Source organism: Streptomyces sp. NPDC000404 (assembly GCF_040300365.1).
Lineage (GTDB): Bacteria > Actinomycetota > Actinomycetes > Streptomycetales > Streptomycetaceae > Streptomyces > Streptomyces ramulosus.
The window spans coordinates 297423-324417 of record NZ_JBEPDN010000008.1; the positions used below are offsets into that span (position 1 = coordinate 297423).

23 protein-coding genes and 1 tRNA gene are annotated in these 26995 nt (G+C 73.1%); 12 read left to right on the plus strand and 12 right to left on the minus strand.

Features of this window, described 5'->3' with window-relative positions:
• Positions 1-84: 84 nt before the first annotated feature.
• From ABT345_RS17945 to ABT345_RS17955, 3 genes are all read left to right on the plus strand, one after another.
• Complete coding sequence (locus ABT345_RS17945; RefSeq protein WP_345076761.1) at positions 85-1059, plus strand: class I SAM-dependent methyltransferase; 975 nt, start codon at positions 85-87, stop codon at positions 1057-1059.
• A gap of 137 nt (positions 1060-1196) precedes the next feature.
• Positions 1197-1646, plus strand: coding sequence for a hypothetical protein (locus ABT345_RS17950; RefSeq protein ID WP_345076758.1), 450 nt, complete (start codon positions 1197-1199; stop codon positions 1644-1646).
• Positions 1647-2238: 592 nt separating this feature from the next.
• Positions 2239-3003 carry a DUF2637 domain-containing protein gene (locus tag ABT345_RS17955; protein WP_345076755.1) on the plus strand — a complete coding sequence of 255 codons (765 nt, stop codon included), beginning with the start codon at positions 2239-2241 and terminating at the stop codon, positions 3001-3003.
• Between the two features lie 66 nt (positions 3004-3069).
• Here the strand turns inward: ABT345_RS17955 and ABT345_RS17960 are convergent, their stop codons facing one another.
• The 3 genes from ABT345_RS17960 to ABT345_RS17970 all read right to left on the minus strand — a co-directional run bounded on the left by ABT345_RS17960 (position 3070) and on the right by ABT345_RS17970 (position 6984).
• Positions 3070-3903, minus strand: coding sequence for an aldo/keto reductase (locus ABT345_RS17960; RefSeq protein WP_345076752.1), 834 nt, complete (start codon positions 3901-3903; stop codon positions 3070-3072).
• A 119-nt stretch (positions 3904-4022) separates the two neighbouring features.
• Complete coding sequence (locus tag ABT345_RS17965; protein ID WP_345076750.1) at positions 4023-5849, minus strand: AMP-dependent synthetase/ligase; 1827 nt, start codon at positions 5847-5849, stop codon at positions 4023-4025.
• 271 nt (positions 5850-6120) lie between these two features.
• Positions 6121-6984, minus strand: a complete 864-nt coding sequence (locus tag ABT345_RS17970; RefSeq protein WP_345076747.1) for a LysR family transcriptional regulator — start codon at positions 6982-6984, stop codon at positions 6121-6123.
• Between the two features lie 211 nt (positions 6985-7195).
• Between ABT345_RS17970 and ABT345_RS17975 the strand changes: the two genes are divergently transcribed.
• Positions 7196-8272 carry a bile acid:sodium symporter family protein gene (locus ABT345_RS17975; RefSeq protein ID WP_345076744.1) on the plus strand — a complete coding sequence of 359 codons (1077 nt, stop codon included), beginning with the start codon at positions 7196-7198 and terminating at the stop codon, positions 8270-8272.
• A gap of 27 nt (positions 8273-8299) precedes the next feature.
• On the opposite strand, the gene ABT345_RS17980 is transcribed toward ABT345_RS17975, so the two are convergent.
• Together ABT345_RS17980 and ABT345_RS17985 are read right to left on the minus strand one after the other, a co-directional pair.
• Positions 8300-10231, minus strand: coding sequence for an exo-alpha-sialidase (locus tag ABT345_RS17980; RefSeq protein ID WP_345076741.1), 1932 nt, complete (start codon positions 10229-10231; stop codon positions 8300-8302).
• A 197-nt stretch (positions 10232-10428) separates the two neighbouring features.
• Positions 10429-11373 carry a quinone oxidoreductase family protein gene (locus ABT345_RS17985; protein ID WP_345076738.1) on the minus strand — a complete coding sequence of 315 codons (945 nt, stop codon included), beginning with the start codon at positions 11371-11373 and terminating at the stop codon, positions 10429-10431.
• Positions 11374-11481: 108 nt separating this feature from the next.
• Between ABT345_RS17985 and ABT345_RS17990 the strand changes: the two genes are divergently transcribed.
• The gene (locus ABT345_RS17990) at positions 11482-11952 is read left to right on the plus strand and encodes a MarR family winged helix-turn-helix transcriptional regulator (protein ID WP_345076735.1); all 471 of its coding nucleotides are present in this window, start codon (positions 11482-11484) and stop codon (positions 11950-11952) included.
• 13 nt (positions 11953-11965) lie between these two features.
• On the opposite strand, the gene fdhD is transcribed toward ABT345_RS17990, so the two are convergent.
• Positions 11966-12820 (minus strand): formate dehydrogenase accessory sulfurtransferase FdhD, encoded by an 855-nt coding sequence (gene fdhD / locus ABT345_RS17995; protein WP_345076732.1) that lies wholly within the window; start codon positions 12818-12820, stop codon positions 11966-11968.
• 172 nt (positions 12821-12992) lie between these two features.
• On the opposite strand from fdhD, the gene ABT345_RS18000 reads away from it, so the two are divergent.
• Together ABT345_RS18000 and ABT345_RS18005 are read left to right on the plus strand one after the other, a co-directional pair.
• A complete protein-coding gene (locus tag ABT345_RS18000) occupies positions 12993-13694 on the plus strand; it encodes a GntR family transcriptional regulator (protein ID WP_345076729.1) in 702 nt (233 codons plus the stop codon).
• Between the two features lie 163 nt (positions 13695-13857).
• Positions 13858-14226: a chorismate mutase gene (locus ABT345_RS18005; protein ID WP_345076726.1), complete on the plus strand. Its 369-nt coding sequence runs from the start codon at positions 13858-13860 to the stop codon at positions 14224-14226.
• A 54-nt stretch (positions 14227-14280) separates the two neighbouring features.
• Here ABT345_RS18005 and ABT345_RS18010 read toward each other — a convergent pair whose 3' ends face one another.
• The 4 genes from ABT345_RS18010 to ABT345_RS18025 form a co-directional block, all read right to left on the minus strand.
• Positions 14281-15741 carry an OFA family MFS transporter gene (locus ABT345_RS18010; protein ID WP_345076723.1) on the minus strand — a complete coding sequence of 487 codons (1461 nt, stop codon included), beginning with the start codon at positions 15739-15741 and terminating at the stop codon, positions 14281-14283.
• Between the two features lie 75 nt (positions 15742-15816).
• Positions 15817-17976, minus strand: a complete 2160-nt coding sequence (locus ABT345_RS18015; RefSeq protein WP_345076720.1) for an acetate--CoA ligase family protein — start codon at positions 17974-17976, stop codon at positions 15817-15819.
• Positions 17976-19205: a formyl-CoA transferase gene (frc, locus tag ABT345_RS18020; RefSeq protein WP_345076717.1), complete on the minus strand. Its 1230-nt coding sequence runs from the start codon at positions 19203-19205 to the stop codon at positions 17976-17978. Before frc ends, ABT345_RS18015 begins: the two co-directional genes overlap by 1 nt.
• Before the next feature lie 12 nt (positions 19206-19217).
• On the minus strand, positions 19218-20900 hold the full coding sequence (locus ABT345_RS18025) for a thiamine pyrophosphate-binding protein (RefSeq protein WP_345076714.1): 1683 nt from the start codon (positions 20898-20900) through the stop codon (positions 19218-19220).
• 396 nt (positions 20901-21296) lie between these two features.
• Between ABT345_RS18025 and ABT345_RS18030 the strand changes: the two genes are divergently transcribed.
• The 3 genes from ABT345_RS18030 to ABT345_RS18040 all read left to right on the plus strand — a co-directional run bounded on the left by ABT345_RS18030 (position 21297) and on the right by ABT345_RS18040 (position 23580).
• Positions 21297-21381: transfer RNA gene (locus ABT345_RS18030), tRNA-Leu, on the plus strand.
• A 997-nt stretch (positions 21382-22378) separates the two neighbouring features.
• Entirely contained in the window at positions 22379-22924 is a 546-nt protein-coding gene (locus tag ABT345_RS18035; protein ID WP_345076711.1) for an RNA polymerase sigma factor, read from the plus strand.
• A complete protein-coding gene (locus ABT345_RS18040) occupies positions 22924-23580 on the plus strand; it encodes a hypothetical protein (RefSeq protein ID WP_345076708.1) in 657 nt (218 codons plus the stop codon). Before ABT345_RS18035 ends, ABT345_RS18040 begins: the two co-directional genes overlap by 1 nt.
• Positions 23581-23793: 213 nt before the next feature.
• Here the strand turns inward: ABT345_RS18040 and ABT345_RS18045 are convergent, their stop codons facing one another.
• Together ABT345_RS18045 and ABT345_RS18050 are read right to left on the minus strand one after the other, a co-directional pair.
• Positions 23794-24045, minus strand: coding sequence for a hypothetical protein (locus ABT345_RS18045; RefSeq protein WP_425584405.1), 252 nt, complete (start codon positions 24043-24045; stop codon positions 23794-23796).
• A 294-nt stretch (positions 24046-24339) separates the two neighbouring features.
• Complete coding sequence (locus tag ABT345_RS18050) at positions 24340-24672, minus strand: ArsR/SmtB family transcription factor (protein ID WP_345076702.1); 333 nt, start codon at positions 24670-24672, stop codon at positions 24340-24342.
• A 142-nt stretch (positions 24673-24814) separates the two neighbouring features.
• Here ABT345_RS18050 and ABT345_RS18055 point away from each other — a divergent pair, with 142 nt between their 5' ends.
• On the plus strand, positions 24815-25987 hold the full coding sequence (locus ABT345_RS18055) for an MFS transporter (protein ID WP_345076699.1): 1173 nt from the start codon (positions 24815-24817) through the stop codon (positions 25985-25987).
• A 101-nt stretch (positions 25988-26088) separates the two neighbouring features.
• On the plus strand, positions 26089-26973 hold the full coding sequence (locus ABT345_RS18060) for an aminoglycoside phosphotransferase family protein (RefSeq protein ID WP_345077234.1): 885 nt from the start codon (positions 26089-26091) through the stop codon (positions 26971-26973).
• The last annotated feature ends 22 nt before the right edge of the window (positions 26974-26995 follow it).

Genomic DNA, 26995 nt, shown 5'->3' on the forward strand with positions numbered 1-26995 from the left:
TCACCGCTCTTACGGAACACCGCCGCCTTGCCGAACCGGCAAGGAAGCTTGCCCACCGGCCGGTGAGCGGTCCAGGCTCACCCCATGAGCCATGACGACGCCCGCCCGCACACCCCCGCGCACGGCCACGGCGGGCACGCCCCCGGACACCACCACGGCGGCGCCGACATGGACTGGGAGGTGATGGGCCCGCTCCTGGAGAGCGGCGCCGAACTGCACTCGGCCGTCTTCGAGCAGGCCGCCGCCTGGCTGCGCACCCTCCTCGCCCCGCAGGGCCGCACCGCCGCCCCCGTCCGCCGCATCCTGGACGTCGGCAGCGGTCCCGGCGTCGCCACCTGCCTGCTGGCCGCCGCCTTCCCGGAGGCGGAGGTCGTCGCGGTCGACCCGACGCCCGCGCTGCTGGACCGCACCCGCGCCCGCGCCGCCGCCCGCGGCCTCGCCGACCGCGTCACCACCCACCGCGCCGAACTCCCCGACGGTCTCGACGGCGAAGCGGCCCCCGACGGCGGCGCCCACCCGACCGGGCCGGTCGGCGACGCCGACCTCATCTGGTCCAGCCGGACCCTGCACCACGTCGGCGACCAGCGGCGCGCCGTCGCCACGCTCGCCCGCCACCTGCGCCCCGGCGGCGTCCTGGCCCTCTCCGAGGGCGGCCTGCCGCAGCGTTTCCTGCCCCGCGACATCGGTTTCGGCCGTCCCGGCCTCCAGGCGCGGCTGGACGCGCTGAACGAGGAGTGGTTCGCGCGGATGCGGGCCGGGCTGCCCGGCGCCGAGGACACCGTCGAGGACTGGCCCGCCTTCCTCACCGAAGCGGGCCTGGACACCCCGCGCAGCCGCACCTTCCTCGTCGACCTGCCCGCCCCGCTCCCCGCCGGCGGCCGGGCGTACGTCGCCGCCGGGCTGACCCGCGCCGTCGAGGCGTTCGGCGACGAGATCGCCCCCGACGACCTGGCCGCCGTCACCCGCCTCCTCGACCCGGACGACCCGGCCGGTCTCGCCCGCCGCCCCGATGTCTTCCTGCTCGCCGCCCAGACCGTGCACGCGGCCCGCGCCCGGTAGCCACCGGCCCGGGCGCCCCGCCCGGCGGGTCCGCGCCGTCCCGGCCCGCCGGGGCCCGCCGCCGGTGACATGGCAGCGCCGGGGGCCCCTGGTTAAGCTCGGTCGGGGGGCCGACGACCCGAGCCAGGGAGGCTCCGATGCATCTGGCGCCCGAACCGCGTGACGTCGCCCCGCGCCTCGCCACCGGCGCGTTCATCCTCAACTCCGGCCTGGGCAAGCTGAAGGCGGACGAGGAGACCGCCGCCGGGATCCACGGCATGGCCTGCACCGCGTACCCGTTCCTGGACAAGCTCGAACCACGCGTCTTCGTCCGGCTGCTGGCCTGGTCGGAGGTGGCCATCGGCAGCGCCCTGCTCGCCCCGGTCGTGCCGAGCCGCCTCGCCGGCGCCGCGCTGACCGGGTTCTCCGCCGGGCTCGTCGGCCTCTACCTCCGCACCCCCGGGATGCGCGAGCCGGGCAGCCTGCGCCCCACCCAGAACGGCATCCCGCTCGCCAAGGACACCTGGATGCTCGGCATCGGCCTGGGCCTGCTCGGCTCCGGCGCACGCTGGGGCTGCTGCCGCAGACGCCGCCGCTGCCGCCGCTGAACCACCCGGCACCGCGGCGCGGAGCCCCACCGGCCGCCCGGCCGGTGGGGCGGGCCGGTGCCGTCCGCCCGGATGCCCGCCCCGCCCTCCCGGCGAACGGCGTGCGACACGGCGGACCCTGGGCCGACCGGCCGAACCCGTTCGCGATTCCGGGTGTCTCCGCATCACTCGAATGCAGCATGTACGACTGGCCGGTTTGTTCGTTGGACCGGGCGTGACGTCAGCACGCGCCAGTGACCGTGCGCGGCCGGGTGGCCCCGCCGTGCGCCGAGCCGAGGGACCGGGCGGGCCGCCCGGACACCGTCCCGCCGGCCGCCGCGGTGCCTGCGCGGGGCCACCGCCCGCCCGCCGTACGCCCGTCCGGGCCCGGCGCATACGCGAGCGCCGCCCCGCGGCCCCGGCCCGCCCTCCGGTGTCCGCCGCCGCGGCCCCCGGGCGGCCCGGCGCCGCACACCGCGCGTGAACGTCCCCCTGCGACCACGTCCCTCACCCGACCGGGCCCCGCGACCGCGGGCCCGCCCCGGCGGCTGCGCCGCGGGCGGGCCCGCGGCGCACGCGCTTCCCGGCCGGGCCTTCTCCCGAAAGACATGACGTGCACGAGACCCAGACCTACATCCCGGCGCAGCAGACCGACGAATTCGTGCCGAGCCAGGGCACCTTCACCCGTGCGGTCCGGGACACCGACCCCCAGGTGGGCGTCCCGCTGTTCGCGCCGCAGCCGGACCCCTACGGGTTCGACGCGGTCGCGTGGGCGAACGTCCCGGTGTGGGAGACCGACGGCCCGGCGCCCCAGGACCCGCACGCGGGGGACGGATATCCGGCGCCACCACCCACCGGACCCGTCGTCAGCCATGCCCGCACCCGGCAGCACCGGCCCGGCGTCCACCGCGCCGGCGCCGTCCGGCTGCGCCGCTGGGCGCGGCGGATCAGCTCCGCCGTCGCCGCGCTCACCGCGGTGATGATCAGCGTGCTGGGTGCCATGGTCTGCTACGCACCGCTGCGCGCTCTCGCCTCCCAGGGCGCCTCCGGCGGCCTCGCCGACCTGTGGCCGCTGCTGATCTACGGCCCCTGGACGGTGGCGTCGATCGCCATCCTGCGCGCCTCGGCCAACGGCCGCCGGGTCGCGCACTCGTGGTGCGTGGTGATTCTCTTCTCCGGGCTCGCCGTCGTGCTGTGCGTGGCGCACGCCCCGCTGACGCTCTCCGCGATCAGCGTCGCCGGGCTGCCGCCGATCACCGCGCTGCTCTCGCTGCACCAACTGGTGCGCCAGATCGAACCTCCCGCGCCGCCGCGCCCCGCCCCGGCGGAGGAACCCGGCAGCGGCCATCACCGCAAACCGCCGAGCCCCCGGCCGTAGGCCCGCCCTCACGGCAGCGCGCCGCCGCCCCGGCCGAACGGGGCGGCGGCGCGCTGCGTGCCGGACTCAGACGACGTCGAACGTCGCCGGGTCCGGGCCGAGCCGGGTGCCGTTGTCGAGCGCGGCGACGGCCTTGAGGTCGGCGTCGTCCAGCGCGAAGCCGAAGACGTCGATGTTGGCGGCGATCCGCGCCGGCGTCACCGACTTCGGGATGACGACGTTGCCGAGCTGGAGGTGCCAGCGCAGCACCACCTGGGCGGGCGTCACCCCGTGCTTGGCCGCGATCTCGGCGAGCACCGGCTCCGCCAGCAGGTCCTTGCCCTGGCCCAGCGGCGACCACGCCTCGGTCGCGATGGAGTGCCGGGCGTGCGCCGCGCGCGAGGCGTCCTGCGGGAAGTACGGGTGCAGCTCGATCTGGTTGACCGCCGGGACGATCGAGGTCTCGCCGATCAGCCGCTCCAGGTGCGCGGGGAGGAAGTTGGAGACGCCGATGGCGCGGGCGCGGCCCTCCGCGTGGATCTTCTCGAAGGCGCGGTAGGTGTCGACGTAGGTGTCCCTGGCCGGCAGCGGCCAGTGGATCAGGTAGAGGTCGACGTACTCCAGGCCGAGCTTGTCCAGGGAGGCGTCGAAGGCGCGCAGGGTGGAGTCGTAGCCCTGCTCGGCGTTCCAGAGCTTGGTGGTGACGAAGAGTTCGCCGCGGGGGATGCCGGAGGCGGCGAGCGCCCGGCCGGTGCCCTCTTCGTTGCCGTAGATCGCGGCGGTGTCGATGCTGCGGTAGCCGGCCTCCAGGGCGTGGCCGACGGCGGCGGTCGCCTCGTCGTCCGGCACCTGCCAGACGCCGAAGCCGAGCTGCGGCATCGTGACGCCGTTGTTGAGCGTGATGGTCGGGACCTGGCTCACGGGGAATCGATCCTTACGTCGTCGTGCATGTCCACCGACGACAACGCTCACCGGCCGCTCCGCATTCCCGTGCACGAGGAGAAAACACCCTGGTCCACCCGGCCGGCGCACGCACCCGCTCAGCTCCGGTACAGCGCCTCCACCTCGGTCGCGTACGCCGCCTCGATCGCCTTCCGCTTCAGCTTCAGCGACGGCGTCAGCAGCCCCTGGTCCTCGCTGAACTGATGGGCCAGTATCCGGAACGTACGGATCGACTCGGCCTGTGACACCAGGGTGTTCGCGGCGACCACGGCCCGCCGGATCTCCGACTCCAGATCCGGGTCGCGCACCAGCTCCGTGGGGCGCATGTCCGGTTTGCCGCGCATCGTCAGCCAGTGGGTGACGGCCTCCGGGTCCAGCGTCACCAGCGCGGCGACGAACGGCCGGTCGTTGCCGACGACGAGGCACTGCGCGACCAGCGGATGCGCCCGGACCCGGTCCTCCAGGACCACCGGCGAGAGCGTCTTGCCGCCGGAGGTGACGAGCACCTCCTTCTTGCGGCCGGTGATCGTCAGATAGCCGTCCTCGTCGAAGGCGCCGAGGTCGCCGGTGGCGAACCAGCCGTTGTGCAGCACGGCGCCGGAGCCCTGCGGATCGTCCAGGTACCCCTGGAAGACCTGACCGCCGCGCAGCCAGATCTCGCCGTCGTCCGCGACATGGACGGTGGTGCCGGGGATGGGCGTGCCGACCGTGCCGAAGCGGGTCCGCTCGGGCGGGTTGGCGGTCGCGGCGGCGGTGGACTCCGTCAGGCCGTACCCCTCGAAGATCCGCACCCCCGCGCCGGCGAAGAAGAGGCCGAGGCGGCGCTCCATCCGGGAGCCGCCGGACATCGCGTGCCGCACCCGGCCGCCCAGCGCCTCGCGGACCTTGCTGTAGACCACCTTGTCGAAGAACTGGTGCTGCATCCGCAGGGCCGCGCCGGGGCCGGGGCCGGTGCCGAACGCCTTGTGCTCCATGGCCTCGGCGTACCGGACCGCGACGTCGACGGCCTTGTCGAACGGCCCCTCCCGCCCCTCGGCCTCCGCCTGCCGCCGCGCCGCCGCGAAGACCTTCTCGAAGACGTACGGCACCGCGAGGACGAAGGTCGGCCGGAAGCTGCGCAGGTCGGGCAGGAGGGCGCGGGCGCTCAGCTCCGGCTGGTGGGCCAGTTTGACCTTGCCGCGCAGCGCGGCGACCTCGACCATCCGGCCGAAGACGTGCGACAGCGGCAGGAAGAGCAGGGTGGACGCCTCGTCGCCGGGGCGGGAGTGGAACGCCGCGTCGTAGCGCTCCAGGACGTTGTCCGCCTCGGCCATGAAGTTGGCGTGGGTCAGGACGCAGCCCTTGGGACGGCCGGTGGTGCCCGAGGTGTAGATGACGGTGGCGATGGCGTCGGGGGTGACCGCCATCCGGTGCCGGTGCACCACGTCGTCGTCGAGATGCGCGCCCGCCGCGGTCAGTTCGGCCACCGGGTCCCGGTCGAGCTGCCACAGGCGGCGCAGCTGCGGCAGCCGGCCGATGACCGAGCCGACGGTCATCGCATGGTCCTCGTGCTCCACCAGACACGCCGTCACGCCCGCGTTGTGCAGCATCCAGAAGACCTGCTCGGCGGAGGAGGTCGGGTACAGCGGCACGGACTGGCCGCCGATCGACCAGACGGCGAAGTCGAAGACGGTCCACTCGTAGCGGGTGCGGGACATGATCCCGACCCGGTCACCGAAGCGGACGCCCTGGGCGAGCAGGCCCTTGGCCAGCGCCATGACCTCGTCCCGGAACTGCCCGGCACTGATGTCGCTCCAGCGCCCCTCGGCGTCCTTACGGGCGAGCGCGGCCCGGTCCGGTTCGCGTGCGGCACGGTCGAAAACGGTGTCCGCCAGCCCACCGACCCGGGGCCCGGTAGCCAGCGGCTCCACGGTGAACTCGCGCAATGACCCAGCTCCTTGTGGTACTCCTCACACGGCCGCGACCGTACCCCACGGTTTCGCTCTGCGGGAGGGCCTTCCCGGGTTCCGGACGGTGCCCGGCGCCCGCGGGTCATCCGGAGGAAACGGACCACTCCTCGGAAGAGTGGACATGCACCGGTCATCCACCGACGGAACGATCACGACCTGGGGACCGTATCTGCACCAAATCTCTGCACCGGAAGGGTGAACCGGCGGGTCGTCCCGGACGGCGTCCCGCGCCGGGAACCGCAGGTCGTCACGGCAGCTGGAGCCGGTCGCCGCCGGCCAGGACCGCGTCGGCCAGCGCCTCCGCGGGACCGCGGGCGGCGGTGGCGCGCCGCCCGTGCAGCAGGACGAAGTCCACCCCGCCCAGCTCCGGCAGCCCGGTCCGCGGCGCCATCCGCACCAGGCCCGGCGGGATCATGCCGAGGGTGTGCGCCATCACCCCGAGCCCGGCGCGGGCGGCGGCGACCAGCCCGTTGAGGCTCCCGCTGGTACAGGTGATGCGCCAGGCCCGGCCGTCCTCCTCCAGGCGCTCCAGCGCCCGGGCGCGGGTGACCGCGGGCGGCGGGAAGACCACCAGCGGCACCGGGCGGTGCGGATCGAGCCGCAGCCGGTCGCTGCCCACCCACACCAGCCGGTCCCGCCACACCAGACGGCCCGCGGGCCCCTCCGGTCGCCGCTTGGCCAGGACGAGGTCGAGCCGGCCGGCCGCCAGCAGTTCATGGAGGGTTCCGGAGAGTTCGACGGTCAGCTCCAGATCGACCTCGGGGTGGGCGTGCCGGAAGCCCTCCAAGATCTCCGGCAGCCGCGTCAAAACGAAGTCCTCGGACGCGCCGAACCGCAGCCGCCCGCGCAGCCGGGTGCCGGTGAAGAACCCGGCGGCCCGCTCGTTCGCCTCCCAGATCGTGCGGGCGAAGCCGAGCATCGCCTCGCCGTCCTCGGTCAGCTCCACGCCGTGGGTGTCCCGCGCGAACAGCCGCCGCCCGGCCGCCTCCTCCAGCTTCCGCACGTGCTGGCTGACGGTCGACTGCCGCAGCCCCAGACGGTGCGCGGCCTGGGTGAAGCTCAGGGTCTGCGCGACGGTGAGGAACGTACGCAGCTGCGCGGGATCGAACACGGGGCACCTCGGGTGGGCGGCGGTCCGGCCACCGAGGGACCGCGGCCGGGGAAGCGGCGTGGCCAAAACGGGCCGGTGTGCGGCCATGGTAATCACGTTCCGGCATCACAGTGAGCGCGGCGAACGGGGTTCCCGATATCCGTGGGGACCGGCACTCTGGAGAGGGCACCGTCCATGCCGCCATCCGCACACCGTCGACCGAAGTGAGATCATGCGCCGCCCTGCCCTCGCCCTCCCCTCCTGGCTCCCCGTGGACGGATACATCCTGGCGCTCCTCGCCACCGTCGGACTGGCCGCGCTCCTCCCGGCCACCGGCTCCGCCGCCACCGTCGCCGACGGCGCCGCCACCGGTGCCGTCTCCTTCCTCTTCTTCCTCTACGGAGCCCGCCTCTCGACCGCCGAGGCGATGGCCGGACTCCGTCACTGGCGACTCCATCTGACCGTCCTGGCCTGCACGTTCGCGCTCTTCCCGCTGCTCGGCCTGGCCGCCCGCGGCCTGGTGCCGTACGTCCTGCCGGGCGGGCTGTACACCGGCGTGCTGTTCCTGTGCCTGGTGCCGTCGACGATCCAGTCGTCCATCGCGTTCACCTCCATCGCGCGCGGCAACGTCGCGGCGGCGATCTGCGCCGGATCGTTCTCCAGCCTCGTCGGCATCGTCGTCACCCCGCTGCTCGCCGCGCTCGTGCTGGACGGCGAGGGGCCCGGCGTCTCGGGCGGCGCGCTGGTCTCGATCGTCTGCCAGCTGCTGCTGCCGTTCCTGGCCGGCCAGGTGCTGCGCCGCTGGATCGGCGGATTCCTCACCCGGCACAAGAAGGTTCTCGGCCTGGTGGACCGCGGCTCGATCCTGCTGGTCGTCTACAGCGCCTTCAGCGCCGGGGTGACCGCCGGGATCTGGCACCAGGTCTCGCCGCTGCGCCTGCTGATCCTGCTGGGCGTCCTCGGGCTGCTGCTCGCGGTGATGCTGACCGTGACCTGGTACGGCTCCCGCAAGCTGGGCTTCGGGCGGGCCGACCGGATCGCCATCACCTTCGCCGGTTCGAAGAAGAGCCTGGCCGCCGGGTTGCCCATGGCCAGCGTCCTCTTCGGCGCCCAGGCGGGGCTCGCGGTGCTGCCGCTGATGCTCTTCCACCAGATGCAGCTGATGGTCTGCGCGGTGCTGGCGAAGCGGTTCGCGGCGGCGGCCGAGGCGGATGCCCCCGAGGCGGACGTCCCCGGGGAGGGCGGCCCGGCGGACTCCCCGGCACCGGCCCGCGGCGGCGAGCCGGTGGGCGCCGGGGAGTCCCGGTAGCGGCCCCTTGTGCCGGGGCCGCCGGCGTCAGGGCGCCGTCACCCGGTCCAGCCCGAGGCGGAGCACGACGGGCCCGGCCGGGGGGCGGCCCCGGGTGCGCAGGGCGGTCAGGTCGGCGTCGGACAGCGCCCGGCGGTAGACGACGGCCTCGTCCAGGGCGCCGGTGAAGTGGGCGCGGCCGTCGAGGCGTTCGCCGAGGCGGACGCCGAAGGCCGAGCCGCGGCTGACCGACCCCGGGGTGTCCGGTGCGGTCGTGGCCGCGGCGCCGTCCACCGTCAGCAGCAACCGGCCGCCGCCGCGGCGCAGCGCCAGCAGATGCCAGCGGCCGTCGTTGTACGCGCCCGCCGTCGACAACGTCGTGGTGACCGGCGGCGCGGCGCCCGCAACGGTGGTCAAGGTCGCCGTGATCCGGCCGCGCGCCGGGTCCCCGACCAGCGTGACCTGCGGGGATCTGCTGCCCGAGCCGCCCAGCCACAGCATCGGCTGCTCACCGCCGCTCGCGTCGTAGCGGAACCACAGGGCGCAGGTGAACGCCGCGTCGCCCAGTGGCAGCGAGGTGCGGAAGGGGAGTTGGACGGCGTCGTCGGCGCCGTCGAAGGACAGGGCCTGTCCCAAGACGCCGGTGGTGGTGCGGGCCCCGCCGAGGACGGTGGCCGGGCGGGCGCCGGGTGCGCGGTCGGGGGTGGTGGGGTCGGGGCCGCGGCGCGGTCCGAGCCAGGCGTCGGTGAAGCGGGCGAACCGCATCTCGTCCCGGGCGTCGTCGGCGCCCGCCTCGTAGAGCAGCCCGGTCAGGCCGGGGGAGAGGGCGACCAGGTCGGAGTAGCCGGACCAGTCGCCGGTGACGCGGGCGCCCCGGTCGGCCTCCTCCCAGGTGCGGCCCTCGTCGTACGAGGAGCGGATCGTCATGGTGCGGCGGCGGTCCGGGTCGGCGGGGGCGGCGAGGAGGGTGCGGCTGCCGCCCCCGGCGGTGGGCAGCCGCAGCACCGACGCCTGCACCATCGGGGAGAGGAAGCCGGGCAGGGTGCGGAACGGGTGGGTGAAGGACGCGCCGCCGTCGCGGCTGACCGCCGCGGTGCGGTTGCCGAGGTCGGTGCCGTCCTGTTCGCGGGCGTTGACGTAGAGGGAGCCGTCGGCGCGCTCCAGCAGCGTCATCTCGGACGGCTTCTGGCGGAACGTGCCGTCGGGGGCGACCGGCCAGGTGTCGACGGCGCCGACGCGCCAGGTGGTGCCGCCGTCGTCGCTGTGGACCAGCGCGGCGTGGTTGGCGGTGACCCGGCCGCCGGCGTAGCTCTCGGCGTTGACCGACAGGACGAGCCGTCCGGCGTGGCGGCCCCGGGCGAGCTGGATGCCGTGCACCGGGCCCGTCGCGTACCAGGAGTTCCAGCCGGCGGGCCGCAGCGCGCGGGTCAGATCGCGTGGCGCCGACCAGGTGGCGCCGTCGTCGTCGCTGTACTGGAGGTGCGGGGTGCGCTCGCAGGGCGTCGCGCAACTGAGGCCGTCGGTGCGGCCCTTGTTGTACGTCTCGGCGAGGACGATGCGGCCGGTGCGGCGGTCCACGACCGGCGCCGGATTGCCGTGGGTGTCGCCGCCGCCCTCGTTGACGATCTGGAGCGGGCCCCATGTGCGGCCGCCGTCGGTGGAGCGTTTGAGGACGAGGTCGATGTCCCCGGCGTCGCCGCAGTCGTGCGCCCGGCCCTCGGCGAAGGCGAGCAGGGTGCCCCGGACGGAGCGGACGATCGCGGGGATGCGGAAGCAGGCGTAGCCCGGGTCCTGGGCCGCGCTGAACAGGACCCGTTGGTCGAATCCGCCGGGCGGTGCGGCGCCGCTCCCCGCGGCGCCCGCGGGGGCGGCGGGGAGCAGGGTGAGCGCCAGGGCGGCGAGGGCGGTGAGGGCGGCGACGGCGCGGCGCCGCCGGGGTCTGCGGAGGGGGCGGGAGGGTGCACGGAGAAGTGACGTCATGGTCCGGCCTGCCCTTCGAGGCATCGGCGTCATCCACAGGACATCCCACGTCCCATGTCGTGTGTGACGGAACGTACTGCCGTCGCTACACCCCGACAAGGAGTGTGCGGCCGTTCGCCCGCGACCCCGCAGAATTCACCCGTCCGGCCCGCGTCCGCTCCGGCGCCGCCCCCCCCGGCTACCGCGCCGTCCCCCGGCTACCGCGCCGCGCCGGCGTCCGGCCGGAGCACGATCTTCCCCAGGTTCGCCCGCGCCTCCATCAGGCGGTGGGCCGCCGCGGCGTCGGAGAGCGGCAGTTCGGCGTGGATCGCGGCCCGCAGCCGCCCGGACGACGCCCACTCCCACAGCTGTGCGCGGTGCTGCGCGTACCGCTCGGGCCGGGTGGCGGCGAAGTGTCGCATCGTCATCCCGGTGACGGTCTTCGCCCCGGCCAGCAGGTCATGCGCCGGGAGCGTGCCGCCGCCGGAGCTGAAGAAGATCAGCCGCCCGCCCGGCGTCAGCGCGCCGAGCGCCCGCGGCAGCAGGTCGCCTCCGGCGCCGTCCAGGGCGACATCGACCGGCGCGCCCCAGGACTCCTGACGGTGGAGGACGGCCTCGTCGGCGCCGAGCGCCCGGACGAACTCCGCCTTCTGCCCGGTCCCGACGACGGCCACCACCCGCGGTACGCCCCGCGCCTTGGCGAGTTGGACGGCGAGATGCCCGGTGGCGCCCGCCGCCGCGGTGATCAGCACCGACTCCGCGCCCCGGGGCGCCGCGGTGTCGAGCGCGGCCAGCGCCACATGCCCGCCCCGGATCAGCGCGACGGCCTGCGCGGCGTCCACCCCGCCGGGGATGCGGGAGGCGAACCGGGCCGGGGTGAGGGCGAGTTCGGCGTACGCGCCCGGGTGGCCGAACGAGACGATGCGGTCGCCGACGGCGAAGTCGCCGGCGTCCGGGCCGAGCGCGACCACCTCCCCGGCGACCTCGTCACCGGGGAGCCCGGGCAGCGGACCGCCGCCGCGCACCCGGCGCACCGTCGGCAGCGTGACGCCGATCGCCTCCGTGCGCACCAGCAGATCACCGGGGCCGGGCACCGGTGGTTCGGCCTCCTCGATGCGCAGGACCTCGGGACCGCCGTGGATGTCGTGGCGAACGCGGCGCACGGGCACCTCCGAAAGGATCGTTGGAGCGCCCGACGGTAGCCCGGATTCGTTGGGCCGGCCAACGGTATTTCGTTGGGGAATCCCATGGGACGGCGCTACCGTGGACCCATGGCCGACGCCCCGTACGCCCCCCGCCGCATCCGTGTGTTGCCGAGTTGGCTGCTGGGCCGGGCCGCGGCCCGCGGGCACCGGCTGGTCGCCGAGGCGCTCGCCACCGAGGGCATGCGGATGGTGCACCACGCCGTGCTCTCGGCCGTCGCCGAGAGCGGTCCGGTCTCCCAGGCGGAGTTGGGGCGCACCGTCGGCATCGACCCGAAGGACATGGTCACCGTCGTCACCGACCTGCAGCGCGACGGACTGGTCACCCGGACCCCCGACCCCGCGGACCGGCGGAAGAACGCCGTCGCGCTCTCCGCGCAGGGGCGGCGCGTCCTGCGCCGCACGCAGCGGCTCGGCGACCGCGCCAACGACGAGCTGACCGCCGCACTGACCCCCGCCGAGCGCGAGCAGTTGATCGCGCTGCTCACCCGGATCGTGCGCCCGGCCGGCAGCGCCGGCGAGGCGGCCGCGGGCGGCTGACCGGCGCCCGGCCTCAGCTCCCGGCGTCCGCCTCGTCGAGACCGAGGCGGTGCGCGCCCGCGTAGACGTTCATCGAGCTGCCGCGCAGGAAGCCGACCAGCGTCAGGCCCGTCTCGGCGGCGAGGTCCACGGCCAGCGACGACGGGGCGGAGACAGCGGCCAGCACCGGGATGCCCGCCATCACCGCCTTCTGCGCCAGCTCGAAGGAGGCCCGGCCGGAGACCATCAGCACGCACGACGACAGCGGCAGCCGGTCGTCCTGGAGCGCCCGCCCGACGACCTTGTCGACGGCGTTGTGCCGCCCGACGTCCTCGCGAACGTCCAGCAGTTCACCGTCCGGGCGGAACAGCGCGGCCGCGTGCAGCCCGCCCGTCCGGTCGAAGACCCGCTGGGCGGCGCGCAGCCGGTCCGGGAAGGTGCTCAGCAGCTCCGGCGTGAGGCGGACCGCGGGATCGGGGGCGGCGTCCGGCGCCCAGCGTGCGGTGGTGCGCACCGCCTCCAGGCTCGCCTTGCCGCACAGCCCGCACGACGACGAGGTGTAGACGTTCCGCTCCAGGCCGATGTCCGGCACCGGGACGCCGGGGGCGAGGCGGACGTCGACGACGTTGTAGGTGTTCGCGCCGTCGTCGGTGGCGCCGGCGCAGTAGACGATGTTCGCCAGCTCCGCGGCGGACGCCAGCACGCCCTCGCTGACGAGGAAGCCGGCCGCGAGCGCGAAGTCGTCGCCCGGGGTGCGCATGGTGATCGCCAGCGCCTTGCCGTTCAGCCGGATCTCCAGCGGCTCCTCGACGACCAGGGTGTCCGGCCGGGCCCCCGCGGAGCCGTCCCGCACGCGGATGACGCGGCGCCGTTCGGTGACCCGTCCCATGTCTGCCTCCACCCCTCGCGCGGCGCCCCGGCCCGCTCCGGCCGGCGGTGGGCGCGACGGAACGGGGACAACGGGACAACGTACTCGGTAAACTGTAGACGATAGCCAATGGGCGGGCCGTCCGGCGCCGCCCCCGAGGGCCGCGCCCGGCCACCAGACCAAGGGGGACCCGATGCTGTCCAGCGGACTTCCGCACGGAGCCGTCCCGAAGCTCGAACGGCCCGGCCCGCTGCGCGAGCGCGTCTACGAGGCGCTGCTCGAACTCATCACCACCCGCGCCCTGCGCCCCGGGGCCCACCTGGTGGAGAGCGAACTCGCCGGACACCTCGGCGTCTCCCGGCAGCCGGTCCGCGAGGCGCTCCAGCGGCTGAACACCGACGGCTGGGTCGATCTGCGGCCCGCCCAGGGCGCGTTCGTCCACGAGCCGACCGAGGAGGAGGCCGACCAGCTGCTGACGGTCCGTACGCTGCTGGAGGCGGAGGCCGCCCGGCTGGCCGCCGCACACACCGGAACGCCGGGCATCGCCGCCCTGGAGGAGCTGTGCGTCACCGGCGAGCGGGCGGTGCGCGAGGACGACGTGGACGGCGCGGTGGCGGCCAACGCCGCGTTCCACGCCAAGGTGATGGAGCTGGCGGGCAACGCCGTCCTCGCCGAGCTGGCCGCACAGGTCGGCCGCCGGGTGCGCTGGTACTACACACCGGTCGCCCGGCAGCGCGGCGCGCAGTCCTGGATCGAGCACCGCGAGCTGATCGCCGCCATCGCCGACCGCGACGAGGCCCGCGCCACCGCCGTGATGCGCGCCCACACCGAACACACCCGCCGGACCTACCACGAGCGGGCCCGGGAGAGCGGACCGGGCGAACGGCGCGGCTGAGCGGCGGACCGCCGGGCCCGGGACGTCCGGATCCACCCCGTCACGCCGCGCCGTTCCGGCCACCTCGGCCGTTCCGTTCCCCGAGACACCCCTGACCGGCGCCGCGGCGGACCGGTAACCTGCACCCGATCACGCACCACCGATGACGAATGGCGAGACACGTATGAGCCAGGAGAGCGCACCCGAGGCCGGCGAGGCGGCGGCCGTCTCCGACCGGGCGGCCCGGGAGCGGCTGCTCTATCTGCGCAGCAGCATCGACAACCTCGACGCCGCGCTGGTGCACCTGCTCGCCGAACGGTTCAAGTGCACCCAGCAGGTCGGCGAGTTGAAGGCCCGGCACAGCCTGCCGCCCGCCGACCCGGCCCGCGAGGCCGCCCAGATCGAGCGGCTGCGCAAGCTCGCCACCGACGCCCGGCTCGACCCGGCGTTCGCCGAGAAGTTCCTCAACTTCATCATCAGCGAGGTGGTCCGCCACCACCGCGCCATCGCCGAGGGCACCCACGAGGCACCGGGCACCCCCACCGGCGGATGACCGAAGCGGGCGGCGCCCGACCGGCACCGCCCGCCTCGGCACACCCGGTGCGCCTCAGATCAGCTCACGGCTGACCGTCCGCTCCCCGGCCACCGCCGCCCGCGGCCGCTCCCGGCCCGGCTGCCGCAGCAGCAGCGCGCACCCCGCCGCCAGCAGCGAGACCCCGCCGGCCAGCGCGTAGGCGCCGTCGTACCCCCAGGCGCCCACCACCATCGAGCCGAGCCCGCCGCCGAACAGCCCGCTGATCAGCTTGCCGCTGTAGACCAGGCCGTAGTTGGTGGCGTTGTAGTTCTCCCCGAAGTAGTCCGGGGTCAGCGCCGCGAACAGCGGGTAGAACGCGCCGCCGCCGAAGCCGGAGAGGAACGCGAAGCAGAGGAACAGCCACTGGCTGTGGACGTGCCCCGCCCAGATCACCCCGAACTGCGCCAGCCCCAGCACGACGATGACGACGACCAGCGTGGTCCTGCGGCCCCACAGGTCCGACAGCCATCCCACGAAGGCCCGCCCGACGCCGTTGACGACGGACATCACGCCCATCGACGACGCCGCCACCAGCGGCCCGAAGCCGACCTCCCGCGCGTAGTCCACCTGGAACGAGATCCCGAAGATCGACACCCCGGCCGTCAGCACGACCGACAGCCACATCAGCGGCAGCATCCCGCTGCGCAGCGCCTCCTTCGGCGTGAACTGCGCTACCGCGGGCGGGTTCTTCGCCAGACCCGCCGCGCTGCGCCGGCCGGCCCCCGGCGCCGCGCCCGCCGGCGTCGCGGTCGGCGGCGCGACGTGCGGCGGCCACCAGTTGGGCGGCGGATCCCGGAAGAACCACGCACAGGCCGCCACCACGACCAGCACGTACACCCCGATGAGATCCAGCATCTCGTCGTAGTCGGAGGTGTCGAAGGCGTAGTTGAAGAGGAAGATGAACGGCAGCGCGCCGTAGGCGAAGCCGCCGTTGACGAAGCCGGTCTTCGCGCCCCGCCGCTCCGGGAACCACTTGCCGACCATGTTGATGCAGGTCGCGTAGATCAGCCCCGACCCGAGGCCGCCGATCACGCCGAAACCGCAGAGCGCCGGCCCCACGTCGTCCAGATGCGCCAGCGCCACGAAGCCCACCAGGCACAGCACCGAACCGAGGTACATCGCCCACCGCGCGGTGAGCAGCCCCCGCTCCCGTAACCACCCCGCCGGGAAGGCGATGCCCGCCTGGAAGAACACCCAGACGCTCAGAATCCAGAAGGTGTCGCTCTGCGACCAGCCGTGCGCCCGCGAGAGCGTGTCCTCGGCGGAGCCGTACGCGTACTCCGACACGCTGATCGCCATCATCGCGATCCACGGCAGATACACCATCAGCTTGCGGGAGTGCCCCAGCAGCTCCCGGTCGCTCTCGCCGATCCGGTAGACCCGCCCCTTGCCGTCCGTGACGTTGCGGTACCCGGCCCGCCGGGCCGCACAGCCGTCGTCCCCGTTCCTGCCGTCCTCGTTCTTGCCCTCGTCCCGGTCCGTCTCCGTGCTCATCGTCCGTCCCCTGCCCCTCGCATGAGTGCCGTCAGTTCCCTCCTGTCCGCTCCGGGCACGCGCCCGTGGCCCCTCTCACGGCAGCTTCCCCGCGGCCCGCGCCCAGCGGTACTTCGCCCCGAGCACCGCCACCGGCTTCTCCGTCGTGTACGGATACGCCACCACGCCCCGCTCGAAGAGGTACGCGCACGCCTCCTCGACCTCGGTGTCCCCGGCCAGCGACGCCACCACCGGCTTCTCGATCCCGCGCGCCCGGAACTCCGCCACCAGGCGCGCCGTCAGCTCCGCGAAGACCATCGGCGGGGTGACGAGGGTGTGCCAGTAGCCGAGCACCAGCGCATGGATACGGGGATCCTCCAGGCCCAGCCGGATCGTCGCCTCGTACGTCGACGGCGGCTCCCCGCCCGTGATGTCCACCGGGTTCCCGGCCGCCCCGAACGGCGGGATGAACCGCCTGAACGCCGCGTCGAGATCGGCGGGGATGTCCATCAGCCGCAGCCCGTTGTCGACGATCGCGTCCGACAGCAGCACGCCCGAGCCGCCCGCGCCGGTGATCACCACGACGTTGTCCCCGGCGGGCGCCGGCAGCACCGGCAGCGCCCGCGCGTACTCCAGCATCTCCGCGAGACCCGGCGCCCGGATCACCCCCGCCTGCCGCAGGATGTCGTCGTAGACCGCGTCGTTGCCGGCCAGCGCTCCGGTGTGGGAACCGGCGGCCCGCGCGCCCGCGCCGGTCCGCCCCGCCTTCAGCACCACCACCGGCTTGTGCGGCACCGTCGCCCGCGCCGCCGCCACGAACGCCCGGCCGTCCTTCAGGTCCTCCAGATGCATCGCCACGCAGTCGGTGTGCTCGTCCTCGGCGAAGTAGGTGAGCAGATCGTCCTCGTCGACGTCCGCCTTGTTGCCGAGTCCCACGATCGCCGAGACGCCCGTGCCGGTGGCCCGCGCGAAGCCGAGGATGGCCATCCCGATCCCGCCGGACTGCGAGGTCAGCGCCGTGCCGCCGCGCACGTCGTACGGCGTGCAGAAGGTGGCGCAGAGGTCCTGCCAGGTGGAGTAGTAGCCGTAGATGTTCGGCCCCAGCAGCCGGATGCCGTACTCCTCGCCGATCGCCACCAGCCGCTCCTGGAGGGCGTGCTCCCCGGTCTCGGCGAAGCCGGACGGGATCAGCACCGCGTTCGGGATGCCCTTGCGCCCGGCCTCCTCCAGCGCCGCGGGCACCAGCGGCGCCGGAATCGCGAACACCGCCACATCGACCTCACCGGGCACCTCCCGCACCGAGCGGTACGCCTTGCGGCCCAGGATGTCGTCGGATTTCGGGTTCACCGGATGGATCTCGCCGGGGAAACCGCCGTCGACGAGGTTGCGCATCACCGAGTTCCCGATCTTGCCGGGCTCCGCCGACGCCCCGATCACCGCCACCGACCGCGGCCGCATCAGCCGCCGCATCGCGGTCAGGATCTCCTCCCGCGAACGCCGCCGCCGCTCGGCCGGCGCGCCCGGCGCCAGCAGGATCCGCACATCCGCGGCGCGCACCCCGTCCGCCGCCGCGAACACCGGGTTCAGATCGATCTCCGCGATCTCCGGGAAGTCCGCGGCCAGTTCGGACGTCCGCACGATCAGCCCGGTCAGCGCCGCACGGTCCACCGGCGGCGCGCCCCGCACCCCGCGCAGCACCTCAGCCGCCCGGATCGAGTCCAGCATCGACGCGGCGTCCGCCTCGCCCGCCGGCGCCAGCCGGAACGTGACGTCCCCCAGCGCCTCCACCAGCACCCCGCCGAGCCCGAACGCCACCACCTTCCCGAACGTCGGATCGCTCACCGCCCCGACGATGACCTCCTGCCCGCCGGAGACCATCTCCTGGACCAGCACCCCGTCGATCCGCGCCCCGGGGGAGTGTGCCCGCGCGCTCCGCACGATGTCGCAGAAGGCGGCGCGCACCTCGGCGGCGGACGCCAGCGCGGTCCGCACCCCGCCCGCCTCCGTCTTGTGCACGATGTCCGGCGAGACGATCTTCAACGCCACCGGGAACCCGATCCGGTCCGCCAGCGCCACCGCGTCGTCCACGGTCTCCGCCAGCCCCTCCGCCGGCGTCGCGATGCCGTATGCCTCGGCCACCCGCCGGCCCTCGGGCGCGGTCAGCGCGGTGCGCCCCTCGGCCCGCGCCGCCGCCAGCACCGCCCGCACCATCTCCGCCCGGCCGTCGAGCGGCCGGTGCTCCTCGTGCTCCGCCATCAGATCACTCCGTTCGCCTTGAGCAGCCGCAGTTCCTCGTCGGCGAGCCCCAACTCGCCGCCGTACACCTCCTGGTTGTGCTCGCCCAGCAGTGGCGAACGGTCGATCTCGACAGGGGAGTCGGACAGCTTCAGCGGCGAGCCGACGGTGGTGAACGTGCCGCGCTCGGGGTGGTCGACGCTCACCACCATCCCGTCGGCGACCAGCGAGGCGTCCTCGATCAGCTCCTTCGGCGAGAGCACCGGACCGCACGGGACGTTGTGGGCGTTGAGCCGCTCCAGCACCTCCCACTTGGGCAGCGTGGCGCTCCACTCCTCGATCAGCTGGAACATCTTCGCCAGCTTCGGCAACCGCGCCTCCGGGGTCGCCCACTCCGGATCGTCCGCCAGTTCCGGCCGTCCGATCAGCTCGGTCAGCGGCCGCCAGCCGACCGGCTGCACGATCACGTACACGTAGTCGTTGGGTCCGCCGGGCGCGCACCGCACCGCCCAGCCGGGCTGCCCGCCGCCGCTGGCGTTCCCGCTGCGCGGCACCGTGTCGCCGAAGCTCTCGTTCGGGTACTCGGCCAGCGCGCCGTGCGCCAGCCGCTGCTGGTCGCGGAGCTTGACCCGGCACAGGTTCAGCACCGCGTGCTGCATCGCGACGTTCACGCGCTGGCCGCGGCCGGTGCGTTCGCGCTGGTAGAGCGCGGCGAGGATGCCGGCGACGCAGTGCACGCCGGTCCCCGAGTCGCCGATCTGCGCACCGGTCGCCAGCGGCGGCCCGTCCTCGAACCCGGTCGTCGCCATCGCCCCGCCCATCGCCTGCGCCACCACCTCGTACGCCTTGAACGCGGTGTACGGGCCGTCGCCGAAGCCCTTGATGGAGGCGTAGACCAGCCGCGGGTTGATCTCCTGGATGCGCTCCCAGGGGAAGCCCATCCGGTCGACGGCGCCGGGGCCGAAGTTCTCCACCAGGACGTCGCTGCGGGAGATCAGCTCGGTGAGCAGCTCCTTGCCGCGCGGGCTCTTGGTGTTGAGGGTGATGCTCCGCTTGTTGCAGTTGAGCATCGTGAAGTACAGGGAGTCGGCGTCCGGCACATCGCGCAGCTGCCGCCGCGTGATGTCCCCACCGGTCGCCTCCAGCTTGACCACGTCCGCACCGAGCCAGGCCAGCAACTGCGTGGCGGAGGGCCCGGACTGCACATGCGTCATGTCGAGGACGCGAACGCCCTCAAGTGCCTTGGTCACGACGGGTTCACCTCACTTGTACATCGTCTGGTTCATCGTTCCGGGGGCATACGCGTCCGGGTCCACCCACACATTGATCAGCGACGGCTTGCCGCTCTCCCGCGCCCGCTCCAGCGCCGGCCGGATCTGCGCCGGATCGCGCACCTCCTCGCCGTAACCGCCCAGCATCCGCGCGAACTTGTCGTACGGCACATCGCCGAGGGTGTTGCCGACCCGCTCCCGCTCGTCGCCGTACTTGGCGCGCTGGCCGTATCGGATCTGGTTCATCGAGGAGTTGTTGCCGACGATCCCGACGAACGGCAGATCGAAGCGGACCAGCGTCTCGAAGTCCCACCCGGTCAGCGAGAACGCGCCGTCCCCGAAGAGCGCCACGACCTCCTTCTCCGGCCGCGCCTGCTTCGCCGCCATCACGAACGGCACCCCGACGCCGAGCGTCCCCAGCGGCCCCGGATCCATCCAGTGACCGGGCGCCTTCGGCTGCACCACCTGCCCGGAGAAGGTGACGATGTCGCCGCCGTCCCCGATGTAGACCGAGTCCTCGGTCAGAAACTCGTTGATCTCGCTGACCAGGCGGTACGGGTGGATCGGGTGCGCGTCCGACCGCAGCTGCGGCAGCCGCTTCTCCAGAGCGGCCCGCTCCACCGCGCGCAGCTCCTCCAGCCACTCCTTGCGCCGCACGGAGCCGCCCGCCGGCTGCCCGGACGCGGCCTCGGCGACGGCGGCGAGCACCAGCCCCGCATCGCCGACGATCCCCAGATCCACATCGCGGTTCTTGCCGACGGTGCGGTAGTCCAGATCGATCTGCACGACGGTGGCGTCCGGCGACAGCCGCTTGCCGTATCCCATCCGGAAGTCGAACGGGGTGCCGACGATGACGATGAGATCGGCCCGGGAGAAGGCGTGCCGCCGCGAGAGCTGGAAGTGGTGCGGATCCCCGGGCGGCAGCGTCCCGCGCCCGGCGCCGTTCATGTACGCGGGGACGTTCAGCTCCCGCACCAGCGAGGTCGCAGCCTCGGTCGCCCGCGTCGTCCAGACCTGGCTGCCCAGCAAGATCGCCGGCCGCTCGGCCCGCACCAGCAGATCGGCCAGCTTCTGCACGTCGTCCGGGTCGCCCGGCGACCGTGTCGAGGCCCGGTAGTGCCCGGCCCGCGGCACCCGCGCCGTCTCCCGGGGCACCTTGGCGTCGAGCACGTCCCGCGGAATCTCCAGGAACGACGGCCCGGGCGCACCGTGGTAGCACTCGCGGAACGCCATCGAGACCATGTCGGCGGCGCGCGCGGTGTCCGGCACGGTCGCGGCGAACTTGGTGATCGGCGTCATCATGTCGACGTGCGGCAGGTCCTGGAGCGACCCCATCTTGTGCTGGGTGCTCGCCCCCTGCCCGCCGATCAGCAGCATCGGCGACTCCGCCCGGAAGGCGTTGGCGACCCCGGTGACCGCATCCGTCGTCCCGGGCCCCGCGGTGACCACCGCGCACCCCGGCTTCCCGGTGATCCGTGCGTACCCGTCGGCGGCGTGCGCGGCGACCTGCTCGTGCCGCACGTCGACGACCTCGATGCCTTCATCGACGCAGCCGTCGTAGATATCGATGATGTGCCCGCCGCAGAGCGTGTAGACGACGTCCACACCCTCCGCCTTGAGCGCCTTCGCAACCAGGTGCCCGCCGGAGATGAGGTTCTGCGCGTCCTCGGGCATGGGGCATCGCTTCCCTTCGTGGGACCGCCCGCGGACGACCCCTGACGTGGTCGGATGTGGATTGCATACAGTCGACGAATACTGTATGAACCCGTTATCCCGCATCGCCCGTCCGCTGTCCAGGGGGCAAGGGGTGGCGATCGAGCCAAGGATTGGTCATGCGTGGACCGCGCTCACGGAAAGCCCGCGGTCAGGGGCGGCGACCGGTCCCCGCGGGTGAGCGGGACGCCAGGGGCGACGGGCGCGCACGGGGCGACCGCTCGTAGGCGTTCACTTTGCCCTTTATCTCCAACTGCGTGCCGATCCGTCCAGCAGATACGCAGGTGAAAGGCACTCCGAAACCTTGGTATTGTTGTCCATGTCGCCGCGGGGAACACCCCGCGAAGACAACACCTGGTCCGGGTGGCGGAATGGCAGACGCGCTAGCTTGAGGTGCTAGTGCCCTTTATCGGGCGTGGGGGTTCAAGTCCCCCCTCGGACACCGGCGAAAGACCCCAGTTGATCTGGGGTCTTTCTGGGTTTCCGGGCTGAGGCGTGACCGATCGCGTGACCTGCGGGCCGGCGGATCTCCGGGGCGGGCCAGGGGGACGGGCCGCGTCGGCCGCGCGAGAGGCGGTCGGTCGGTGCGCTCCGGTGGTCACCTCTCCGAGACGCCCGCCGCGGTGGCGGATCGTGCGCCGGTTCGCCCGCATCCTGGGTGAGATCCCGCCCGAGGGTCAGGCCGTCTTCATCGAACGCGCCGCAGGGCGGACGCCGCGGAATCCCACTCCGCGGCCGATGCCGGCCGCTCCCGCTCCGGCTGACGCCCACATGCGGTCTGTCCCGCTCTCGCCTTCGTCGTGACGGAGTTGACCGCTGCGGATGTGGAGTGCCCGTGCCACGGCAGGGGATCTGCGTGCGCATCGGGCTGTTTCCCGGGGGCGGTCGGACGGGAGTGTCTTCGGCGTCGGGTTGGAGCAGGGCGTCCCCTGGGGCTCGGATCAACTGCCGAAGATTCGAACGCTAGTTACTCCTGAATAAACTTTAAACCCTTGAATGGTGTGGCGTTCATCACGCAATAGCATAAAACCCCTGGTCGAGCGCCTGCGGATTTGATCGATCACATTCCGCTGACGGTGGCTTAACCCTGACGACACCCCCTTCGGTGAGAAGGGCAGGAACATCCGTTCCGCCCCACCCGTCACAGTCGTCGGGTGGACATCCCCTCAGGAAGGGAGGACTTGACTCGTGGAGCACTTGCGGCACTCATGGTCCTGGTATGCGCTTGTCGTTGTCGGCGCCTATCGGTTGATCGCCACAGGACTCGACTCCCTCGTCCGACTCCTCGTCACCACCTCGCAGGCCACCCCCCTCCGACCCCACTACGTGAGCACCTTCGAGATGCCGATCTGCCACTGCGCCTCAGCCTGCGAACACCACCGCCCCGACGTGTCGCCCGCGCCGCGACCGCCGGCGTGCTTCTGCTGTGGGGAGGTGCGATGAACGAGAACTCACCGTTGGCCTCTCCCACCGCCGAACTGCCGGTCGACTTCACCGCGTTCTTCCAGCAGGAACAGAAGGCGTTCTTGAAGTACGCCGCCCAGCGCCTGCGCGACCGGCGAGACGCCGAGGACGCCGTCCTCGAAGCCGGCCGCCGCATGTACGCAAAATGGGAACGCATCCTGGCGCACCCCAACCCCCCGGCGATGGCCCACACGATCCTCCACGGCGTCATCATCGACTTCTACCGCCGCGCCGTACGCAACTCCCGCATGCTCACCTACGCCGATCCGCCCGACCGCCCCGACAGCTCACAGGTCATGGACCTCGGCGCCTACGAAGCGCTCGACCTGGCCTTGGAGGAACTGGAGGCCGCCGCGCCGCAGCAAGCCGCCTCGGTGCGCCTCTACTACCTCGTCGGGCTGTCGTACGACCAGATTGCCGAATTCCTCGGCACCAGCAAGGGCTCGGCGAAGGCCAGTGCGTGCCTGGGGCTGCAGCGCCTGAGGGACATCATGCTCAAGGATTCCGGAGAGGACGAGTGATGCTCGAAGAAGCGCTCCGACGGCAAGCCGCAGCCCTCGACGACGAGTTCGCCGACCATGATGCGGAGGCGTTCACCCAGCGCCTCGTCGCCCGCATCACCGACAGTGGCAGCCGGCCGCCCGAGCGGGTGGGGCGTCAGGCCGCCAACGGGGCACGCCCCATTCCGGTGCGCCCCGCGCCACCGCGCCGCCGCCGGCGGCGGCCAACCCCCATTCTGGAGTCCGCGGTCACCCCGGCGGAGACTCTGGCCGAAGTGCGCACGATCTGCGACCTCGTACTGAACAGCGACGCCCTGGCCTCGCTGCACGCCTTCCGGGATGACTACGATCCGGTCGGCGCCCGCACCTTCGCCTGTCTGCTGTACTACCTACGCAACTGGGAGGCCGCCCTCTTCTGGTGGCGCTTCGCAGCCGGTGCCGGCGACGAACTCGCCGCCTACCTGCTGTTCGTCCACCACGCCGCGGTCGGCCCCTGGGCGGAAGCGAGGGTGTGGAGGGCCACGGCCATGATGATGGGCTTCAACCGGGCCACGCACCTGCCCACCCCGGTGACCAGGCCCTGTGAGCGGTCCCACCCCGACACCCGCTCGCTGGAGCAGGCGTTCAAGGAGTTCGTCGACCGGCACTTCCTGCCGAACGGACTGGTCGCGAACTGACTGAGGACCACTGGCCGGCCGGGGACGCCTTGCCGGCCAGTGGTCCTGCGGCGACCCCTCATCCGCAACGGCTGGCTCGCGCTCGTCCGTCTTCGGCCTGGCGTCACGCGGACAAGCGCAAGGCTGTGCCCGACGACTTCGAAGCCCCTCTGGCAACACGTTCCGGGGCCGGCCGAGGCTCGTTGCCCGCGCGCACCAGGAAGCGTCTACCGGTCAGACGGGATCGGTGAACGAGATCGGCTTGCCGGTGGCGTGGGCATACGCGATCTCCCTGCTCGTGGACTCGCCGATATACCCGCCGGGGTTGACGACCAGAACCCGGTCAGCCAGGTCGATCTTGCGCAGGTGGAGGGCGCCCAGTGCGGCCTTCTGCTCGTTGGTGATCAACTCGTCTGCTTCGCCCGGCGCGACGACGATGACACCGGCGAAGGTCAGATCACGGTTCGCCGCACGCATCTCGTCCATGAACCGGGTGGAGCCGCAGATGCAGACAATCTCAGGTCGGTCCGGCACGGCTCAGCCCTTCGGTCGAACGGGAATCCGTCGGTGGGCACGTCGACATCGCAGACAAGCGCACGAGCCAACAGCTGAAGAGGCTGCCATGAGCACTCATCGCAGCGCATCAGCGTCGAGCACACGCTCGCCGACCGCAATCGCTGGAAGCAACTGACCCGCTGGACAGACCGGGGAGACGTCCTGCCCGACGCCTACCGGGCGGTGTTCACGCAGATCGCGGCCGGTCGTTCTCCGGCGGCGCGGTCAGGTGTCCGTCGGCTCCGGTTCGCGGGCGCCGTTGAGCACCGCGTCCAGCAGTCCGGGGAAGCGGGCGTCCACCTCCTCCTTGCGGAGTTGGATGAAGTAGTTGCGTCCCTCCAGGCGTGTCCTGGTGATGCCCGCCTCGCGCAGTACGCGGAAGTGGTGCGAGAGCGTCGACTTGTGCACGCCGACCAGGAATTCCTCCGGCCAGCAGGGGTGGTACTCGCCGTCGGCCAGCACCGCGAGCATGCGCAGCCGTACGGGGTCCGCCAGTGCGCGCATGACTTCGGTGAACTTGACGTCGCCCGCGTCCGGTTCCGTGAGGTATCGCGCCACGGGGCCTCCTTCCGCTGGTCGGCGCGATTGTATCGGGCGTCATTGTTTGGCTCTCATCAAACAATGTATTGACAGTGTGGAGTTCGGCCTCCCTAGTATGACGATCATCAAACAGTTGGTCTCGTAGGGGAAGTGAGGGGCCATGTACAGCCGCCTGTTGATCCTCACCCTGGGTACGTTTTCGGTGGGGACGGACAGTTTTGTCATCGCGGGAATTCTTCCCGAGATCTCCCGGACGCTCGGCGTCAGCATTTCCGCCACGGGGCTGCTGATCACCGTCTTCGCGCTGTCCTACGCGGTGCTGTCGCCCGTCGTGGCCGCGACCACCGCACACTGGCCGCGCAAGCGGCTGCTCCTGGGCGGCCTCGTCGTCCTGGCGATCGGCAACGTCCTCACCGCCGTGCTGCCCTCGTACGGGCCGGTGCTGGCGAGCCGGGCGGTCGCCGGGCTGGGGGCCGCCATGTTCACCCCGACGGCCAGCGCCACCGCCGCCTCGCTGGTGCCGCCCGAGAAGCGTGGTCGGGCGCTGGCCGTCGTGATGGCGGGGCTCAGCGGGGCCACCGCGCTGGGCGCGCCCCTCGGCACGGTCATCGGCAGCGAGGTCAACTGGCAGGCCACACTGTGGTTCGTCGCGGTGCTCGCGGTGCTCGGGGCCGTCGGTATCGGCGTCCTGTTGCCCGCCGTGCCCCCGGCGCCCGCGATCGGCCTGCGCCGGCGGATGGCGCCGCTCAAGGACGCCCGGATCGGCTTCACCCTGCTGACCACCGTGCTGGTGTTCACCGGCCTCTACACCAACTACAGCTTCGTCGCCGAGTCCTACGACCGCGCCACCGGCGGCAGCGGAACGGTGCTGGCCGCGCTGCTCTTCGTCTGGGGGCTCGGCGCCACCGTCGGCAACCTCGGCGCGGGCCGCCTCACCGACAAGGCCGACCCACGGTGGATCATCGCCACCGCGGTGACCGTCGCCGCCGTGGACTTCGCGCTGATGCCGCTGACCAACCGTCATCTCGCCACCGCCGTGGTAGCCGTCTTCGTGTGGGGCGTGTGCGGCTGGGCCTCGCTCGTCCCCCTCCAGCACCGGCTCATCACCGTCAACCCGGCGCACGCCACCTTGACCATCGGTCTGAACGCGGCGGCCACCTACCTCGCGGTCTCCGCGTCCGGCCTCACCGGCGCGGCGGGCATCGCGCTGCTGGGCGCGCACCGGCTCAGCCTCTTCGGCCTGGGCTTTCTCGTGCTCGGCCTGCTCTCCTCCGCCGTCGCGACCAGGCTCATCCGGCGGGGTGCGGGGAGGGCCGTCGCGCCGCAGACCTGATCCCGGCCGGGCCCGGGCCCGTTGTGCGCCGCGGCCTGCCGGAAAAGCGGTTGCCCCGCGTCCGCGTCCGCCGGTCGGATGGGGACATGAGCGCAGCGCCCATGCATCCCGGCATGCACCCCATCGACGACGACCTCGTACGGCGGCTGATCGCCGGGCAGTTCCCGCAGTGGGCGGGCCTGACGGTGGCACGGCTCGCGTCCGGCGGCACGGTCAACGCGATGTACCGGCTGGGTGGCGACCTGGTCGTACGGCTCCCGCTGGTGCAGGGCGGGGTCGGCGACGTGGCGCTGGAGCGGACCTGGCTGCCGCGGCTCGCGCCCCGGTTGCCCGTGCCGATCCCCGAGGTGCTCGCGGCCGGCCGGCCCGCCGAGGGATATCCGTGGCCGTGGTCGGTGTACCGGTGGCTCGCGGGGGAGCACCCCGAGGCGGGGGCGCTCAGCGCACCGGATCTGCTGGCCGAGGACCTGGCGGCGTTCGTGGCGGCGATGCGGGGCATCACCCTGCCCGGCGCGCCGCCGGCCCACCGCGGCGGCCCGCTCGCCTCTCTCGACGCGGAGACGCGCAGGGCGATCGAGGAGTTGCGCGGGCTCCCGCAGGAGGGCGTCGACTGCGACGCGGCCCTCGCCGTGTGGGACGAGGCGCTGCGGGCCCCGGAGGGGGACGGTCCTCCGGTGTGGCTGCACGCCGATCTCATGCCGGGGAACCTGCTGGTGACCGGCGGCAGGCTCACCTCGGTCATCGACTTCGGCTGCCTGGGGGCGGGCGATCCGGCCTGCGATCTCTTCCCGGCCTGGAATCTGCTGCCGCCCGGCGCGCGGGACGTCTTCCGCGCGGCGCTGGGCGTGGACGACGCGACCTGGATCCGCGGCCGGGGCCGGACGCTCTCGCAGGCGCTGATCGCGCTGCCGTACTACCGGCGGACGAACCCGGCGATGGCGCACAACGCCCGGCATGTGATCCGGGCGGTGCTTGAGGAGGGGTGAGCCGGGCGCCGAGGAGCGGTGA

Excerpts from the sequence above, each read along its gene's own strand:
- ABT345_RS17945 (WP_345076761.1), top strand. The coding sequence starts at position 85 with ATGAGCCATGACGACGCCCGCCCGCACACCCCCGCGCACGGCCACGGC.
- ABT345_RS17950 (WP_345076758.1), top strand. The coding sequence starts at position 1,197 with ATGCATCTGGCGCCCGAACCGCGTGACGTCGCCCCGCGCCTCGCCACC.
- ABT345_RS17975 (WP_345076744.1), top strand. The coding sequence starts at position 7,196 with ATGCGCCGCCCTGCCCTCGCCCTCCCCTCCTGGCTCCCCGTGGACGGA.
- ABT345_RS17980 (WP_345076741.1), bottom strand. The coding sequence starts at position 10,231 with ATGACGTCACTTCTCCGTGCACCCTCCCGCCCCCTCCGCAGACCCCGG.
- ABT345_RS17990 (WP_345076735.1), top strand. The coding sequence starts at position 11,482 with ATGGCCGACGCCCCGTACGCCCCCCGCCGCATCCGTGTGTTGCCGAGT.
- fdhD (WP_345076732.1), bottom strand. The coding sequence starts at position 12,820 with ATGGGACGGGTCACCGAACGGCGCCGCGTCATCCGCGTGCGGGACGGC.
- ABT345_RS18000 (WP_345076729.1), top strand. The coding sequence starts at position 12,993 with ATGCTGTCCAGCGGACTTCCGCACGGAGCCGTCCCGAAGCTCGAACGG.
- ABT345_RS18005 (WP_345076726.1), top strand. The coding sequence starts at position 13,858 with ATGAGCCAGGAGAGCGCACCCGAGGCCGGCGAGGCGGCGGCCGTCTCC.
- ABT345_RS18010 (WP_345076723.1), bottom strand. The coding sequence starts at position 15,741 with ATGAGCACGGAGACGGACCGGGACGAGGGCAAGAACGAGGACGGCAGG.
- ABT345_RS18015 (WP_345076720.1), bottom strand. The coding sequence starts at position 17,976 with ATGGCGGAGCACGAGGAGCACCGGCCGCTCGACGGCCGGGCGGAGATG.
- ABT345_RS18025 (WP_345076714.1), bottom strand. The coding sequence starts at position 20,900 with ATGCCCGAGGACGCGCAGAACCTCATCTCCGGCGGGCACCTGGTTGCG.
- ABT345_RS18035 (WP_345076711.1), top strand. The coding sequence starts at position 22,379 with ATGAACGAGAACTCACCGTTGGCCTCTCCCACCGCCGAACTGCCGGTC.
- ABT345_RS18040 (WP_345076708.1), top strand. The coding sequence starts at position 22,924 with ATGCTCGAAGAAGCGCTCCGACGGCAAGCCGCAGCCCTCGACGACGAG.
- ABT345_RS18045 (WP_425584405.1), bottom strand. The coding sequence starts at position 24,045 with ATGGACGAGATGCGTGCGGCGAACCGTGATCTGACCTTCGCCGGTGTC.
- ABT345_RS18055 (WP_345076699.1), top strand. The coding sequence starts at position 24,815 with ATGTACAGCCGCCTGTTGATCCTCACCCTGGGTACGTTTTCGGTGGGG.
- ABT345_RS18060 (WP_345077234.1), top strand. The coding sequence starts at position 26,089 with ATGCATCCCGGCATGCACCCCATCGACGACGACCTCGTACGGCGGCTG.